We start from the raw sequence: 14,552 nt of genomic DNA, 5'->3' as shown, positions 1-14,552 counted from the left end.
ATGAAACAACTCACTTTTGCTCCTCGTCATCACCAGTTAACCAACACCCAAACCTGGACGGCGGACGGCCATTGGCTGGCGTTTGACGTGCGTCCATCAGGCGCATCGTTTACCGGTGAAACCATCGAGCGAGTTAACGTTTATAGCGGTGAAACTGAAGTGATTTACCAGGCGACGGACGGCGCACAGGTGGGCGTCGTTACCGTGCATCCGCATGAAAATCGCTACGTTTTTATTCACGGCCCGGAAAACCCGGATGCTGACTGGCACTACGATTTTCACCATCGCCGGGGCGTGGTGACGCAGCGGAACGAAACCCGCAATCTTGATGCTATGGATATCACCCCGCCGTTTACCCCTGGTGCGCTGCGAGGCGGCAGCCATGTTCATGTCTACAGCCCGAACGGCGAAACGGTGAGTTTCACTTATAACGATCACGTATTGCATGAACTCGACCCCACGCTGGATTTGCGTAATGTCGGCGTGGCAGCGCCATTCGGGCCCGTCACGCTATTGGGCGATCATCCACGCAATTATGCGGGCAGCCACTGGTGCGTGCTGGTGAGCCAGGCCACGCCTACTCCGAAGCCCGGCAGCGATGAAATCAATCGCGCCTACGAAGAAGGCTGGGTGGGTAACGATCGGCTGGCGTTTATCGGCGATACGCTGTCGCTGAGCGGGGAGAAAATCCCGGAGCTGTTTATCGTTGATTTACCGAAAGAAAAATCAGGCTGGCAGCAGGCAGGCGACGCGCCGCTTTGTGGGACCGAAAGCACAATGCCCGCCCCGCCTGCGGGCGTGGTTCAGCGTCGCCTGACATATACGCACGATAGCGCATTTCCGGGGCTGGTGAACGCACCGCGTCACTGGGTTCGCTGCAATCCGCAAGGCGACACTATCGCATTTCTGATGCGCGATGAAGCGGGCGTGGTTCAGCTCTGGCTGATTGCGCCGGACGGTAGCGGTCTGCGCCAGCTGACGCAGAGCAGCGGTATTCAGTCCGCTTTCAACTGGCATCCGTCAGGAGAGTGGCTGGGGTTTGTGCTGGAAAACCGGATTGCGCTGTGCGATGCGCAAAGTGGGGAGATTCGCTTTTTGACGGCCGATCATGAAAATCCGCCGTCGGGCGACGCCATCGTGTTCTCACCGGCGGGGGAGTTTGTGGCCTGGATGCAGGTGACAGGCGGTTATCGTCAGCTCTGGATAACGAACACGGGCGTCTGAATCAGCGATCGGGCATCGCCGCAGGTGGGATCACGGCATTCATCGCCTGCGTTTGCTGCTCGCTTTTCTCTACGCGCGAGCGGACCGAGTTGTCCTTGCGGAAAAAATCCCACGGCAGCAGCAGCGTATCGGCGACGGCAGTAAAGGGTAAATCCAGCAGAACGAGGGTTTTCGTGCCCCAGTTGGTGTCATCGTCCCCGACCATCTCTGCACTGGCGCGCGTGCCGGGGTAGGTTCCCTCTTTGCCGCCGGTGTGAGACATCACGCTGGAACACCCTGCCAACAGAACCATCCCTGAGAATAAAACGGTTTTCAATATTAACGTTTTCATCATGCGCTATCATCGTTGTCGGCACCCAGAGTGCCTGTCTATCGGGTTATAACGGCCCGCTGAAAAAATAAATAGTCCGAATACGGTGCTCTGTGGCACCTGTCGCACTTTCGGCATCCGTGCAGTCCTTCAGTCTATGCCCTGTGACCAAAAGTGCAAAAAAAGTAAGACCTTTGCCCTTGATAATCGTTCCGCAAATCCCATTTTAAGAATGTACCCACTGAAGAACATGCCTGAGGGGTGTTCCGGGTTCACGACCTGTCCATTGTGGAAGGTCAGTAAATTCTCGCTGATTTCAGGAGCTTTATTATTATGCGTAACTTCGATCTCTCCCCGCTGTACCGTTCCGCGATTGGTTTCGACCGTCTGTTCAACCTGCTTGAAAACAATCAGAGCCAAAGCAACGGCGGCTACCCTCCGTATAACGTTGAACTGGTTGACGAAAACCACTACCGCATCGCCATCGCCGTGGCCGGTTTCGCCGAAAGCGAACTGGAAATCACAGCTCAGGATAACCTGCTGGTGGTGAAAGGCTCGCACCCTGACGAACAAAAAGAACGTACCTATCTCTATCAGGGCATCGCCGAACGCAATTTTGAGCGCAAATTCCAGCTGGCAGAAAACATTCATGTCAAAGGTGCAAACCTGGTGAATGGCCTGCTGTACGTCGATTTGCAGCGCGTCGTTCCGGAAGCGAACAAACCGCGTCGCATCGAAATTAACTAATTCTGTTGGGCGGCCCGCGCCGCCCGAAAAACCACCACATGCTCGCCGTCAGGGAGCGTGCTGGCTTAACTCGCTTCTTTGAAGGAGAAATACCATGCGTAACTACGATTTAACCCCCATGCTGCGTCAGTGGATCGGCTTTGATAAACTGGCCAACGCGATGCTGAACACCCCGGAAACTCAGGGCTTCCCGCCGTACAACATCGAAAAAAGCGACGATAACCACTACCGCATCACGCTGGCGCTGGCAGGCTTCCGGCAGGAAGAGCTCGACGTGCAGCTGGAAGGGACTCGTCTGACAGTCAAAGGCACGCCGGTACAGCCTGAAAAAGCCCCTGCTTTCCTGCATCAGGGCCTGCTGACGCAGCCGTTCAATCTGAGCTTCACGCTTGCAGAGCATATGGAAGTCTCAGGCGCGACCTTCACCAACGGCCTGCTGCATATTGATTTAACCCGCAATGTCCCGGACGCCATCGCTCCGCAGCGCATTGCCATCAGCGAACGTCCGGCGTTGAATAGCTAAGGCCTCTGCGGCCTGGTACCCTCTCCCACGTAGAGAGGGTGCAAACACTAAAAACGGTCACCCTTCGAGTGGCCGTTTTGCTTTTACCACCGGGCTTTTTTGTGCGCCGCGATCAATACATTTCTGTCCCGCTCTGCCAGAATCCCTTCTATCAGTAATGTTATTCACAGGGAAAAGACGATGAGTGATATAGCATTAACCGTCAGCGTTCTGGCGCTGGTGGCGGTTGTGGGGCTGTGGATTGGTAACATTAAAATTCGCGGCGTCGGGTTTGGCATCGGCGGGGTGCTGTTTGGCGGCATTATTGTTGGCCATTTTGTCGAACAGGCGGGCGTCACGCTCAGTAGCCCCATGCTGCACTTTATTCAGGAGTTCGGCCTGATCCTGTTCGTCTACACCATCGGGATTCAGGTGGGGCCGGGGTTCTTTGCCTCTTTGCGGGTGTCTGGCCTGCGGCTCAATCTCTTTGCCATTCTGATTGTTGTGCTGGGTGGCGTGGTCACCGCGCTGCTGCATAAGCTCTTCGCCATCCCTCTGCCTGTCATGCTCGGGATATTCTCCGGGGCCGTCACTAATACGCCTGCTCTCGGCGCCGGGCAGCAGATCCTGCGCGACCTCGGCGTGCCGTCTGACGTGGTCGATCAAATGGGCATGAGCTACGCGATGGCCTACCCGTTCGGCATCTGCGGCATTCTGTTGACCATGTGGCTGGTGCGGCTCTTTTTCCGGGTGAACGTTGAGAAAGAAGCGCAGCAGTTTGATGCGCAGGCCGGGAACGGACACAGCCATCTGCACACCATTAACATTCGCGTCGAAAACCCAAATCTGCACAATCTTGCGATTCAGGACGTCCCCGTGCTTAACAGCGACAAAATCATCTGCTCGCGTCTGAAGCGCGACGACATGCTGATGGTGCCTTCGCCGGGAACGGTAATTCAGTCCGGAGATTTGCTGCATCTGGTCGGGCTTCAGGCTGACCTGCACAGCGCGCAGCTGGTGATCGGCAAAGAGGTGGAAACGTCGCTCTCCACGCGCGGAACGGATCTGAAGGTAGAGCGCGTTGTGGTCACCAATGAGAAGGTATTAGGCAAGAAAATCCGCGATCTGCACTTTAAACAGCGCTATGACGTCGTGATCTCGCGGCTTAATCGTGCGGGTGTCGAACTGGTGGCCAGCAGCAATGCCAGCCTGCAGTTTGGCGATATCCTCAACCTGGTCGGGCGTCCGGCGTCCATTGATGCGGTAGCGGCGGAAGTCGGTAACGTGCTGCAAAAACTTCAGCAGGTGCAGATGCTGCCGGTGTTTATCGGTATCGGGCTGGGCGTACTGCTGGGCTCCGTGCCGCTGTTTATTCCAGGCTTCCCGGTGGCGCTCAAGCTAGGCCTGGCAGGCGGGCCACTGATTATGGCGCTGATCCTCGGGCGCATTGGCAGCATCGGCAAGCTGTACTGGTTTATGCCACCGAGCGCCAACCTCGCGCTACGCGAGCTGGGGATTGTGCTGTTCCTGGCGGTGGTGGGCCTCAAGTCCGGCGGTGATTTTGTGCGGACGCTGACAGAAGGCGATGGCCTGAGCTGGATTGGCTATGGCATTTTCATCACCGCCGTGCCGCTGCTGACGGTGGGTATCCTGGCGCGAATACTCGCCAAAATGAACTATCTGACGATCTGCGGCATGCTCGCGGGCTCGATGACTGACCCACCCGCGCTGGCCTTTGCCAACAATCTGCACGCCACCAGCGGCGCGGCGGCGCTCTCTTATGCCACGGTCTACCCGCTGGTAATGTTCCTGCGCATCATCACGCCGCAGCTGCTGGCCGTGCTGTTCTGGGCATAGCGTTCTTACCTAAGGGGGATCATTCCCCCTTCAGAAGTTCCGACGGCGAGAGGCCAAATCTGCGTTTGAACGCCTGTGATGACCTGACAGGGATTCATCAGCCCGACATTTTGCCCGGCGAGAATATCCTTCAGGCGAATGCGGATCGCTGGATGGGGGCATTCCGCCCGCGCCCGGAGGGGGCTAACGCGACGATACCGGCCTGCCCACGGAGGGTGTTAAGGTGGAAGAGAAGAAACAGAAGTTTTGAGTCGATTTCCCCCTCTCCCCGGCCCTCTCCCAAAGGGAGAGGGAGAATACGATAAAGGAGCAACAATGAAGCTATCCCGCCTCGGCGAAGCGCCAGACTACCGCTTCTCGTTGGCAAACGAACGCACATTCCTGGCGTGGATCCGCACCGCGCTGGGCTTTCTGGCGGCTGGTGTCGGCCTCGATCAGCTGGCGCCGGATTTCGCCACGCCGTTGATTCGCGAACTGCTGGCGCTGCTGCTGTGCCTGTTTGCTGGCGCGCTGGCCATTTACGGCTATTTGCGCTGGCTGAATAACGAAAGGGCGATGCGCCTGAAAGGGGATCTGCCCTACACGCGCGGCCTGCTGATTATCAGTGGGGCGCTGGTGGCCGTGGCGGCGGTGGTGATGGGGCTGGTGTTCTATGCCTGATAGCCGCCGTACCCGTCGTGAAAGCGACCCGGGCTTGCAGCCTGAGCGCACGTCGCTCGCCTGGTTTCGCACGCTGCTTGGCTACGGCGCGCTGATGGCGCTGGCCCTCAAACATAACTGGCATCGTTCAGGCACGCCTTTCTGGCTCTCGGTGGCGGTGCTGATGGTGGTGAGTTTTATTCTCTGGCACTACACCCGCAGCCGTAACCTGATGAATGTTACAGACCTGGATTTTTCTCAAAGCAGAGCGGTGCGTGATAAATTTTTGATCGCCCTCGCGGTCCTCTCCCTGGCTTTATTGTTTGCTATAACCCACTTACAGCAACTCGTAACTTTCTTCTAAGGGGCTGAAATGACAGGATGTCACGCCATAGCCAAACCGGCCAGTTCGCGTTGTAACCTGCAGTGTCGCTACTGTTTTTACCTCGATAAAACCCAACAACCAATGATGAGTGACGCCACGCTTCAGGCCTTCATTCGTCAGCAGATAGACGCCCAGCCCGGCGATGACGTGCAGTTTGCCTGGCAGGGCGGCGAACCGACCCTTTGCGGACTCGATTTCTTCCGCCGCGTCGTGACGCTTCAGCAGCGCTACGCCGGGGAGAAGCGCATCTACAACGCCTTTCAGACCAATGGCGTACTGCTGAACGACGAATGGTATCAGTTCTTCAAAGAGCATAACTGGCTGGTGGGTATCTCTCTCGATGGTCCGGCAGAACTGCACGATGCGCATCGCGTCAGCCGCAGCGGCAACCCGACGCATCACAAAGTGCTGCGGGCGATTGAGTGTCTGAAGAAGTACGGCGTTGAATTTAATCTGCTAGTGGTGGTGAACAGCCTCAACAGCGTGCAGCCGCAAAGTTTGTATCGCTATCTGCGCGGGCTGGGCACGCCGTATCTGCAATTTATTCCGCTGCTGGAGATGAACGATCATCATCAGCCGGAAGAGTACTCCGTGTCGGCGAAGGCGTGGGGCGAGTTTCTGTGCGGGGTATTTGACGTGTGGGTGCGGGAAGATATCGGTCGGGTGTTCGTGCAGCTGTTTGATTCTACGCTCGGGGTGTGGAATGGCTTTGCCTCACAGGTGTGCTCGCTCAGTAAAACCTGCGGCCACGCCTTTGCCCTTGAAAGTAACGGCGACCTGTATCAGTGCGATCGCTACGTTTATCCGTCTTATCGGCTGGGGAATATTCACCACGCCACGCTGAAAGAAATGAACGATAGCGCTGAAGCTGCGGCTTTTGGGCAGTACAAGCAGGTTTCGTTGGCGCAGGAGTGCCGGACGTGCGCCGTTTTGCGGCTCTGCAACGGCGACTGCCCGAAGCATCGCGATACCCGTGGCAAAAGTGCGCTCTGTGAAGGGTATCGCGAGTTCTTTGAGTACACCTCACCCCATATGCGGGTGATGCGGGATCTTATTCGCCAGCGCCGTTCGCCGATGGACATCATGGCGATGCTGAAATAAATCTCCGCCGGGGCTACACCGCCTGATGATGCTGATTAAAGCGTGAGGCAAGCGGCAGCCAGCACAGCAGGATCAACAGCCCCATCAGCGTCATCAGCAGGCCGAGGCTGCTCTGGCCGTGTTGCGGCAGCATGGCGGAAAGCCAGGCCAGCGCACCGGAGCCGATATTCTGCAAACCCCCAACCAGCGCACCCGCGGTGCCCGCAAGGAACGGAAAGGGCTCCATTGCGCCGCTGGTGGCGAGCGGGAACAGCATGCCGGCCCCGAAGAAGAACAGCGCGGCGGGCACCAGCAGCGTCCAGACGTTCATCACGCCGAAAAGGCCCGGGATCCACATCATCAGCCCCGCCAGCAGGCAGCTAATCACCGACTGCCACATCAGGCTGGCAAAGCGCTTGTTTTGTCGCCCGGCAAACCATGCCCCGAAGAACGCCGCCGGAATCGGCAGAATGAACAGAATGCTCACCACCAGGCTGCTGTAGCCGAGGCCCGCGCCTAACAGCACGCCGGAGCTGGCTTCAAACACCGCAATGCCCGCCAGGCCGCCAATCAACATCAGCAGGTAACAGTTAAACGCGCCGTTGCCGAACAGCGTTTTGTAGCTGGTGGACAGCCGCGTTGGTGGCGCATTTTGCGGACGCGTTTCCGGCATCCAGCGAGCCATACTGAACGTTACGCCGATGCACAGCACCAGCAGAAAACCGTAGCACGCGCGCCAGCTCCAGGCCGTATCCAGCAGGCCGCCAATCAGCGGGGCTAACAGCGGGCTGACCAGAATCCCCATATTCAGCAAACTGTTGGCGTGGCGCAGCTGTGTGCCTTCGTATAAATCACGCGGCAGCGTACGCGCCATCACGCCGCCGACGCCTGTTCCCATGCCCTGTAATGCACTGGCGGCAATAAGAACCATCAGGCTGTGGGTGGTCATGGCGATAACCGTTGCCAGCATAAAGATCGTCATACCGACCAGGATCACCGGGCGGCGGCCCACACGGTCAGAAAGCGGGCCGTAGATAAGCTGTGAAACGCCATAAGTCAGCAGGTAGGCGGCCATGACGCTCTGCACCGCGCCTTCCCGCACGTTCAGCTCACGCGCCATGTCGGCAATGGCTGGAATATAAATGGTTTGCGCCATCTGCCCGACGGCGACCAGCAGCACCAGCATCAACAGTAGACTGACGTTCTTATGCCTTTTCATTCGATGAATACTTTGTGAATTATTAAAAAAGAAGAATATGTGACTGGCACATCCCTGAAATTTGGGAGAAATCTACCACAGTAAAATGACAGAACAACCATGAGGGGCGGATTGAATCAGAGGATTCAGGCAGGTTTTGTAAACGACAGTCGGCAACTATTGTTGCCAGCATTTTGTAAAAGAGGGGCGGTTGCCCGCCCCTCTTTGGTACGGCCTGAACCCGATCACCGGAAGGTTTTCAGGACTGCATCAAGCAGTTGCAGCAACGCAACCATGAGTTTCAGGACTAACAGTGCCAGTTCCACTCCACCCATACGTTTCTCCCGTAGTTAAAGGAGAACTGCCGACTGACTTACCTCTCCGCTGCCTGTCATCAGCCGTGTTGTTGACGTAACACAGTGTGCTCTCCCGGGGGTTAAGGCGCTGACGGCACCACCCGTTTCAGCCAGGACTTATTGCGCGCCGGTAAACATGCGGCCCCCAAATGGCTCACTGCGAACAGCTTCAGTATAGATAAATACTGTATGTATGAACAGTTGTTTTGTGAGGAAAATCCGCCAGCTGTCCCGTGCATTGCCCTGCGGCAAACTGTGGCTGAAATTGCACGATCGCCGCCGATCGCGTATACTTTTGCGGTTGACGTAACAGAGTGTGCTTTGCGGCTACCACCCGCTGACCACTGACGAAACCTCGCTCCGGCGGGGTTTTTTGTTTTCTGAGGTTTTGCATCGAAATGTGATCGGTCGCGCAAAATATCACGAGCCGTGATAAAGCCCTTGCCGACGTGTACAAAGCTGTGCTTGTATGAATCCGGTCAACAACACAACTTCATGGTCCCTAATGAACGCTACCCTCAACGCACTGAACCTACTACCAACTGCGCAATCCGCCGCAGTGGTCGTCGTGCGTGTGGTGGTCGTCGTCGGCAATGCGCCGTAGGGTCCGGAACACACGATTCCAAAACCCCGCCGGCGCAAACCGGCGGGGTTTTTCGCTTAAAGCCCCCCGGAAAGTCGGCCCAGAATAAGAAGGACTGGAGCATGGCAACTTCGGGCACAATGTCATCACCGGCGGCGTCAACGCAGACGACGTCACGGGCTAAGCGTTTTACCGGCGCACAGCTGATCGTCCACCTGCTGGAGCGTCAGGGCATTACCACGGTGGCAGGTATCCCAGGCGGCACCGTTTTGCCGCTGTACGACGCGCTCAGCCAGAGCAAGCAGATCCGCCACGTACTGGCCCGCCACGAACAGGGCGCAGGATTTATCGCGCAGGGCATGGCGCGTACCCAGGGCAAACCTGCTGTGTGCATGGCCTGTAGCGGGCCGGGTGCGACAAACCTCGTCACCGCCATCGCCGACGCGCGTCTCGACTCCATTCCGCTGGTGTGCATCACCGGCCAGGTTCCTGCCTCGATGATTGGCACCGATGCATTCCAGGAAGTGGACACCTACGGCATCTCCATCCCTATCACCAAACACAACTATTTAGTGCGCGACATCACCGAGCTGCCGCAGGTCATCAGCGACGCGTTTCGCATCGCGCAGTCCGGCCGTCCGGGCCCGGTGTGGGTGGATATTCCGAAGGATGTTCAGACTGCGGAAATCGACATCGACGATCTGCCGATGCCGGGCTGCAAAGCGCCCGCGCCGGTGTTCAACCTCTCCGACGTGCGCGATGCCGCGGTGATGATTAACGCCGCCAAACGCCCGGTGTTGTACCTGGGCGGCGGAGTGATCAACGTGCCAGAACAGATCCGCAAGCTTGCGGAAAAAGCAAACCTGCCGACCACCATGACGCTGATGGCGCTGGGCATGCTGCCGAAAGCGCACCCGCTGTCGCTGGGTATGCTCGGAATGCACGGCGCGCGCAGCACCAACTACATCCTGCAAGAGTCTGATTTGCTGATTGTTTTAGGTGCTCGTTTTGATGACCGGGCGATTGGCAAAACCGAGCAGTTCTGCCCGAATGCCAAAATCATTCACGTCGATATCGACCGCGCAGAGCTCGGCAAAATCAAGCAGCCGCACGTGGCGATTCAGGCCGACGTCGGTGAAGTGCTGGACCAGTTAATGCCGCTGATTGAAGCGCAGCCGCGCGCCGAGTGGCGTCAGCTGGTGAGCGATTTGCAGCAGGAGTTTCCGTCGGCCATTCCGCAGGCGGGCGATCCGCTGACGCACTACGGCCTGATTAACGCCGTTGCGGCCTGCGTGGATGACGAAGCCATTGTCACCACCGACGTGGGCCAGCATCAGATGTGGACGGCGCAGGCTTATCCGCTGAATCGTCCTCGCCAGTGGCTGACCTCCGGCGGCCTCGGCACCATGGGCTTTGGCCTGCCTGCGGCGGTGGGCGCTGCGCTGGCGAATCCGCACCGCAAAGTGCTGTGCTTCTCCGGCGACGGCAGCCTGATGATGAACATTCAGGAGATGGCGACGGCGGCAGAAAATCAGCTCGACGTGAAAATTATCCTGATGAACAACGAGGCGCTGGGACTGGTGCATCAGCAGCAAAGCCTGTTCTATAAGCAGGGCGTGTTCGCGGCGACCTATCCGGGCATGATTAACTTTATGCAGATTGCCCAGGGCTTTGGCCTGCAAACCTGTGACCTGAATGCAGCGGAAGACCCGCAGGCTGCGTTGCAGGAAATTATCTCTCGTCCGGGCCCGGCGCTGATCCACGTGCGCATCGACCCTGAACAAAAAGTCTGGCCGATGGTGCCGCCGGGTGCAGCAAATACTGAAATGGTGGGGGAATAAGCCATGCAGAACGCAATTCATGACAACGTCATTCTCGAACTCACCGTGCGCAACCATCCGGGCGTAATGACCCACGTGTGCGGCCTCTTTGCCCGCCGCGCGTTCAACGTGGAAGGCATTTTGTGCCTGCCGATTCAGAACAGCGATAAAAGCCGCATCTGGCTTCTGGTGAACAACGACCAGCGCCTTGAACAGATGATTAGCCAAATCGACAAGCTGGAAGACGTCACCGAGGTGATGCGCCATCAGAGCGACCCGGGCGTGTTCAACAAGCTGGGGCTATTTTTTGAGTAATCAGCGCTGACTGGTTTCCAGTAAAAGCGCACGCAGCCACTGGTGTGCCGGGTCGCGGTGGCTGCGTTCATGCCAGGCCATGCTCTTGGTGAAGCCCGGAATCGGCAGCGGCGGTGCAAGCAGCGAAAACCCTTCCGTGGCGCTGGCCAGACGGCGCGGCACCACGGCAATCATCTCGCTCACCGCCAGCACTTCCGGCACCACGAGGAAGCTGCTGACGGACAAACCCACCCGCCGTTCCCGCCCGATAGCCGCTAATGCATCGTCGGTAATGCCGCGAAAGCTGTCGCCTTGCCAGGAGACCAGCACGTGCTCAAGGGCGCAGAAGCGGTCGAGCGACAGCGGTTCGTGGGCGTCCGGGTGAGCATTTCGCAGCAGGCAAACAAACTCCTCCTCATACAGCGCCCGACCGTGCAGCTCGCCCGGGGTGGAGTGCGGCGTCAGCAGGGCCACATCGATATCGCCGCTTTCGGCCTGGGCGAACAGCTTTTCCGCTTCCACCGCCACAACGCGCACGCGAATGCCTGGTGCACGCTGTTCCAGCGCCGCGATAAAAGGCACAATCACCGCTTTTAACGCGTAATCGGTGGCGGCGATGGTCCACGTCATTGTCGCGGTTAGTGGGTCAAAGCGCGCGGGCTGCAATAGCGTGTCGATATCCGCCAGCACCTGCTTAATGGGCGCGGCTAAAGCCTGGGCCCGCAGCGTGGGGACCATACCGTGCGGCGCACGAACGAACAGCGGGTCGTCAAAGGCGTCACGCAGGCGCGTGAGCATTCCGCTGACGGCTGGCTGGGTGAGAGACAGGCGGGCCGCGGCGCGCGTAACGCTGCGTTCATCCAGCAGCGCATCAAGGGCGCGTAATAGATTGAGATCGAGGCTTTTGATATCAGCATTCATGATGCGCATCCGTTCTGGCGATAAATCACATTATGGCATGTCTGGCTGTCGACTTAATCTAGGATGCCATTATGATGTGCGGGCAGAAGCAAGCTGAGAGGACGCATGATCTGGTTGACGTTAGCCACGCTAGTGGTGGTATTTGTGGTGGGATTTCGGGTACTGACTTCGGATTCGCGGCGGGCGATTAAGCGCCTGAGCGAGCGTCTGAACATCACGCCCATGCACATCGAATCGATGATCGATCAGATGGGAAAAAAGATGGGCGAGGAGTACCTGAGCTATCTGCATCGCCCGAATGAAGCGCATTTGCAGAACGCCGCGCAGATTTTGCTTATCTGGCAGGTGGCCGTGGTGGATGCCAGCGAGTCGAACCTGCTTTTCTGGCACCGGCAGCTGCAAAAAGCACGCCTTGCCGCACCCGTTACCGATGCGCAAATACGCCTGGCGCTGAGTTTTTTACGCGAGCTGGACCCTGACGTCGCGGAGTTCAACGCTTTTCAGCATCGCTACAACGTGCTGTTTATGCCGCAGGACGGCGTCACCTGGCTGCACTGATATCACCCTGAATGATGATCGCTATCAGCAATCGTCATTCGATTTATATCATCCCGCCGCGCAGACTGAACCTCGTTAACTTATTCACTGACGAGGTTCAAAATGACACAGCCAACCACCCAAAGCGCCATCGTCTGGCCAGCCGACTACCTGCCAGGCACCACCGACAATTTTGCCTCCAATGAAATCATCGTCGCCGGGCTGACGGCGCAGGATATCTGGGCGCAGCTCAATGACACCGCCCTCTGGCCGACCTACTACAGCAACGCAGAAGATATTCGCTTCCATGACGGCAGCGGCCCGCTGCTGAGCGCCAACGCGCGCTTTCGTTTCACCACCTTTGGTTACCCCGTAGAGGCGCAGGTGACGGAATACGTGCCACCTGTAGACGGAAAGGCCGCCAGAATCGCCTGGCACGGCTGGGTGGAAGGTGATGCAGAATCGCGCCTCGACGTGATCCACGCCTGGCTGTTTGAGGATTTAGCAGGAGGCCGCGTGCGCATTCTGACCCAGGAATCCCAGAAGGGCGTGCCTGCGCAGCAGCTGGCTGCCACCACGCCCAACCCGATGATTAACGGTCATCAGGAGTGGATTGATGGCCTGGCCTCGGCGGCGCGTAGGGCTCGCGGGTGAGGGTTAATAAAAATTCTGCTATTCTGCCCGCGCAATTTAAGGGGGCAGCATGCTTAACATCGTTTTATTCGAACCTGAAATCCCACCCAATACCGGCAACATCATTCGCCTGTGCGCCAACACCGGCTTTCGTCTGCACATCATCGAGCCGATGGGCTTCACCTGGGACGACAAGCGCCTGCGCCGCGCGGGGCTGGATTATCATGAGTTCACCGCCGTTCAGCGCCACGCCAGCTACGATGCGTTCTTTGAGGCTGAAAAGCCACAGCGTCTGTTTGCTCTGACGACTAAAGGTACGCCTGCCCACAGCGCGGTCAGCTATCAGGCCGGAGATTATCTGATGTTTGGCCCGGAAACCCGTGGCTTACCTGCGACGATTCTGGATGCGCTGCCGCCTGAACAAAAAATTCGCATTCCGATGATGCCGGACAGCCGCAGCATGAACCTGTCGAACGCGGTGTCGGTGGTGGTGTATGAGGCCTGGCGCCAGCTGGGGTATCCTGGCGCGGTGTTACGCAGCTGAAGGCGTTGTCGGGTGGCGGCTTCGCCTGACCCGACCTACAGGTTCGACGTTTGTCCAGGCCCGGCAAGCACGCGCGTCGCCGGGCAATCAGTCAGATGCCGTCGCCAAACTCAAAAGTGTGGTGAATGCCGTTGAAGTGCTGATCCATGTCCATCGCCGGTTTGTCGCTGTCTGGCTTGCCGACGATGCGCGCCGGAACGCCTGCGGCGGTGGTGTGCGGGGGAACGGGCTGCAATACCACGGAGCCCGCGCCAATCTTCGCGCCGCGGCCCACTTCGATGTTGCCGAGAATTTTGGCTCCCGCGCCAATCATCACCCCTTCACGAATTTTTGGATGGCGATCGCCACTGGTTTTGCCTGTCCCGCCGAGGGTCACGGATTGCAGGATGGACACGTCATTTTCGATGACGGCCGTTTCGCCCACCACAATGCCAGTGGCGTGGTCGAGCATGATCCCACGGCCAATTTTCGCCGCCGGGTGAATATCCACCTGGAACGTCACTGAGACCTGGTTTTGCAGGAAAATGGCCAACGCCCGACGCCCCTGATTCCACAGCCAGTGGCCGATGCGGTAGGCCTGAAGCGCATGGAAACCTTTAAGGTAGAGCAGCGGCGTGGAGTATTTATCCACCGCCGGGTCGCGGGTGCGCACGGCCTGAATATCGCAGGCCGCAGAGGCGATCATTTCCGGGTCGGCGGCGTAGGCTTCTTCCACCACTTCACGGATCGCGATGGCGGGCATGATGGATGAGGCGAGCTTATTGGCGAGCATGTAGCTCAGCGCGCTGCCGAGGTTTTCATGTTTGAGTAGCGTGGCGTGGTAGAAACTGGCAAGCATCGGCTCACAGTCAGCCAGCGCGCGGGCTTCGGCTTTGATATTGTTCCAGACGATGTCCAGTTCTTCACACGGCATTGCAAACTC

General features: G+C 58.1%; 18 protein-coding genes, 1 pseudogene and 1 other annotated feature. Of the genes and pseudogenes, 14 read left to right on the top strand and 5 right to left on the bottom strand.

Translation table 11 applies throughout. The features are described 5' to 3' along the window. Nucleotides 1-1,224: a DUF3748 domain-containing protein gene (locus CRO87_RS08300; RefSeq protein WP_097162456.1), complete on the top strand. Its 1,224-nt coding sequence runs from the start codon at nucleotides 1-3 to the stop codon at nucleotides 1,222-1,224. Between the two features lies 1 nt (nucleotide 1,225). On the opposite strand, the gene CRO87_RS08295 is transcribed toward CRO87_RS08300, so the two are convergent. Then, nucleotides 1,226-1,558, bottom strand: coding sequence for a YceK/YidQ family lipoprotein (locus CRO87_RS08295; RefSeq protein WP_097162455.1), 333 nt, complete (start codon nucleotides 1,556-1,558; stop codon nucleotides 1,226-1,228). 241 nt (nucleotides 1,559-1,799) lie between these two features. Further along, nucleotides 1,800-1,874, top strand: a sequence feature (ROSE (Repression Of Heat Shock gene Expression) occurs in the 5'-region of heat shock genes and acts as an RNA thermometer to modulate expression.). Between CRO87_RS08295 and ibpA the strand changes: the two genes are divergently transcribed. From ibpA to CRO87_RS08265, 7 genes and pseudogenes are all read left to right on the top strand, one after another. Next, the gene (gene ibpA / locus CRO87_RS08290) at nucleotides 1,868-2,281 is read left to right on the top strand and encodes a small heat shock chaperone IbpA (RefSeq protein WP_097162454.1); all 414 of its coding nucleotides are present in this window, start codon (nucleotides 1,868-1,870) and stop codon (nucleotides 2,279-2,281) included. Its footprint overlaps the feature before it by 7 nt. A gap of 94 nt (nucleotides 2,282-2,375) precedes the next feature. Continuing rightward, on the top strand, nucleotides 2,376-2,804 hold the full coding sequence (gene ibpB, locus CRO87_RS08285) for a small heat shock chaperone IbpB (RefSeq protein ID WP_097162453.1): 429 nt from the start codon (nucleotides 2,376-2,378) through the stop codon (nucleotides 2,802-2,804). Nucleotides 2,805-2,984: 180 nt separating this feature from the next. Continuing rightward, the gene (locus CRO87_RS08280) at nucleotides 2,985-4,640 is read left to right on the top strand and encodes a putative transporter (RefSeq protein ID WP_097162452.1); all 1,656 of its coding nucleotides are present in this window, start codon (nucleotides 2,985-2,987) and stop codon (nucleotides 4,638-4,640) included. 146 nt (nucleotides 4,641-4,786) lie between these two features. After that, nucleotides 4,787-4,890, top strand: a pseudogene (locus tag CRO87_RS22305) (DUF4976 domain-containing protein); the annotation flags it as partial. Between the two features lie 65 nt (nucleotides 4,891-4,955). After that, on the top strand, nucleotides 4,956-5,300 hold the full coding sequence (locus CRO87_RS08275) for a YidH family protein (RefSeq protein WP_097162451.1): 345 nt from the start codon (nucleotides 4,956-4,958) through the stop codon (nucleotides 5,298-5,300). Then, the gene (locus tag CRO87_RS08270; RefSeq protein ID WP_097162450.1) at nucleotides 5,293-5,643 is read left to right on the top strand and encodes a DUF202 domain-containing protein; all 351 of its coding nucleotides are present in this window, start codon (nucleotides 5,293-5,295) and stop codon (nucleotides 5,641-5,643) included. Before CRO87_RS08275 ends, CRO87_RS08270 begins: the two co-directional genes overlap by 8 nt. Before the next feature lie 9 nt (nucleotides 5,644-5,652). Then, nucleotides 5,653-6,765, top strand: coding sequence for an anaerobic sulfatase maturase (locus CRO87_RS08265; protein ID WP_176504283.1), 1,113 nt, complete (start codon nucleotides 5,653-5,655; stop codon nucleotides 6,763-6,765). 13 nt (nucleotides 6,766-6,778) lie between these two features. On the opposite strand, the gene emrD is transcribed toward CRO87_RS08265, so the two are convergent. Together emrD and tisB are read right to left on the bottom strand one after the other, a co-directional pair. Continuing rightward, nucleotides 6,779-7,963, bottom strand: coding sequence for a multidrug efflux MFS transporter EmrD (gene emrD / locus CRO87_RS08260; protein WP_097162449.1), 1,185 nt, complete (start codon nucleotides 7,961-7,963; stop codon nucleotides 6,779-6,781). Between the two features lie 224 nt (nucleotides 7,964-8,187). After that, nucleotides 8,188-8,277, bottom strand: coding sequence for a type I toxin-antitoxin system toxin TisB (gene tisB / locus CRO87_RS08255; RefSeq protein WP_097162448.1), 90 nt, complete (start codon nucleotides 8,275-8,277; stop codon nucleotides 8,188-8,190). A gap of 526 nt (nucleotides 8,278-8,803) precedes the next feature. Here tisB and ivbL point away from each other — a divergent pair. The 3 genes from ivbL to ilvN all read left to right on the top strand — a co-directional run bounded on the left by ivbL (nucleotide 8,804) and on the right by ilvN (nucleotide 11,016). Continuing rightward, a complete protein-coding gene (gene ivbL / locus CRO87_RS22295) occupies nucleotides 8,804-8,902 on the top strand; it encodes an ilvB operon leader peptide IvbL (protein ID WP_101706268.1) in 99 nt (32 codons plus the stop codon). A gap of 119 nt (nucleotides 8,903-9,021) precedes the next feature. Further along, entirely contained in the window at nucleotides 9,022-10,722 is a 1,701-nt protein-coding gene (ilvB, locus tag CRO87_RS08240; protein ID WP_097162515.1) for an acetolactate synthase large subunit, read from the top strand. A 3-nt stretch (nucleotides 10,723-10,725) separates the two neighbouring features. Next, the gene (gene ilvN / locus CRO87_RS08235; RefSeq protein ID WP_097162447.1) at nucleotides 10,726-11,016 is read left to right on the top strand and encodes an acetolactate synthase small subunit; all 291 of its coding nucleotides are present in this window, start codon (nucleotides 10,726-10,728) and stop codon (nucleotides 11,014-11,016) included. Here the strand turns inward: ilvN and CRO87_RS08230 are convergent, their stop codons facing one another. Continuing rightward, nucleotides 11,017-11,916 carry a LysR family transcriptional regulator gene (locus tag CRO87_RS08230; RefSeq protein ID WP_097162446.1) on the bottom strand — a complete coding sequence of 300 codons (900 nt, stop codon included), beginning with the start codon at nucleotides 11,914-11,916 and terminating at the stop codon, nucleotides 11,017-11,019. 105 nt (nucleotides 11,917-12,021) lie between these two features. Between CRO87_RS08230 and CRO87_RS08225 the strand changes: the two genes are divergently transcribed. The 3 genes from CRO87_RS08225 (at nucleotide 12,022) to trmL (ending at nucleotide 13,630) form a co-directional block, all read left to right on the top strand. Then, complete coding sequence (locus CRO87_RS08225) at nucleotides 12,022-12,474, top strand: DUF1198 family protein (RefSeq protein WP_097162445.1); 453 nt, start codon at nucleotides 12,022-12,024, stop codon at nucleotides 12,472-12,474. Nucleotides 12,475-12,576: 102 nt separating this feature from the next. Further along, nucleotides 12,577-13,107, top strand: a complete 531-nt coding sequence (locus CRO87_RS08220; protein WP_097162444.1) for an SRPBCC domain-containing protein — start codon at nucleotides 12,577-12,579, stop codon at nucleotides 13,105-13,107. Between the two features lie 49 nt (nucleotides 13,108-13,156). Next, entirely contained in the window at nucleotides 13,157-13,630 is a 474-nt protein-coding gene (gene trmL / locus CRO87_RS08215) for a tRNA (uridine(34)/cytosine(34)/5-carboxymethylaminomethyluridine(34)-2'-O)-methyltransferase TrmL (protein WP_097162443.1), read from the top strand. Nucleotides 13,631-13,721: 91 nt separating this feature from the next. On the opposite strand, the gene cysE is transcribed toward trmL, so the two are convergent. After that, a complete protein-coding gene (cysE, locus tag CRO87_RS08210; RefSeq protein ID WP_097162442.1) occupies nucleotides 13,722-14,543 on the bottom strand; it encodes a serine O-acetyltransferase in 822 nt (273 codons plus the stop codon). Nucleotides 14,544-14,552: the final 9 nt, after the last annotated feature.

This window comes from Enterobacter sp. CC120223-11, from assembly GCF_900215375.1.
Classification (GTDB): Bacteria; Pseudomonadota; Gammaproteobacteria; order Enterobacterales; family Enterobacteriaceae; genus Scandinavium.
This window is presented reverse-complemented; position numbering and strand designations above follow the sequence as displayed.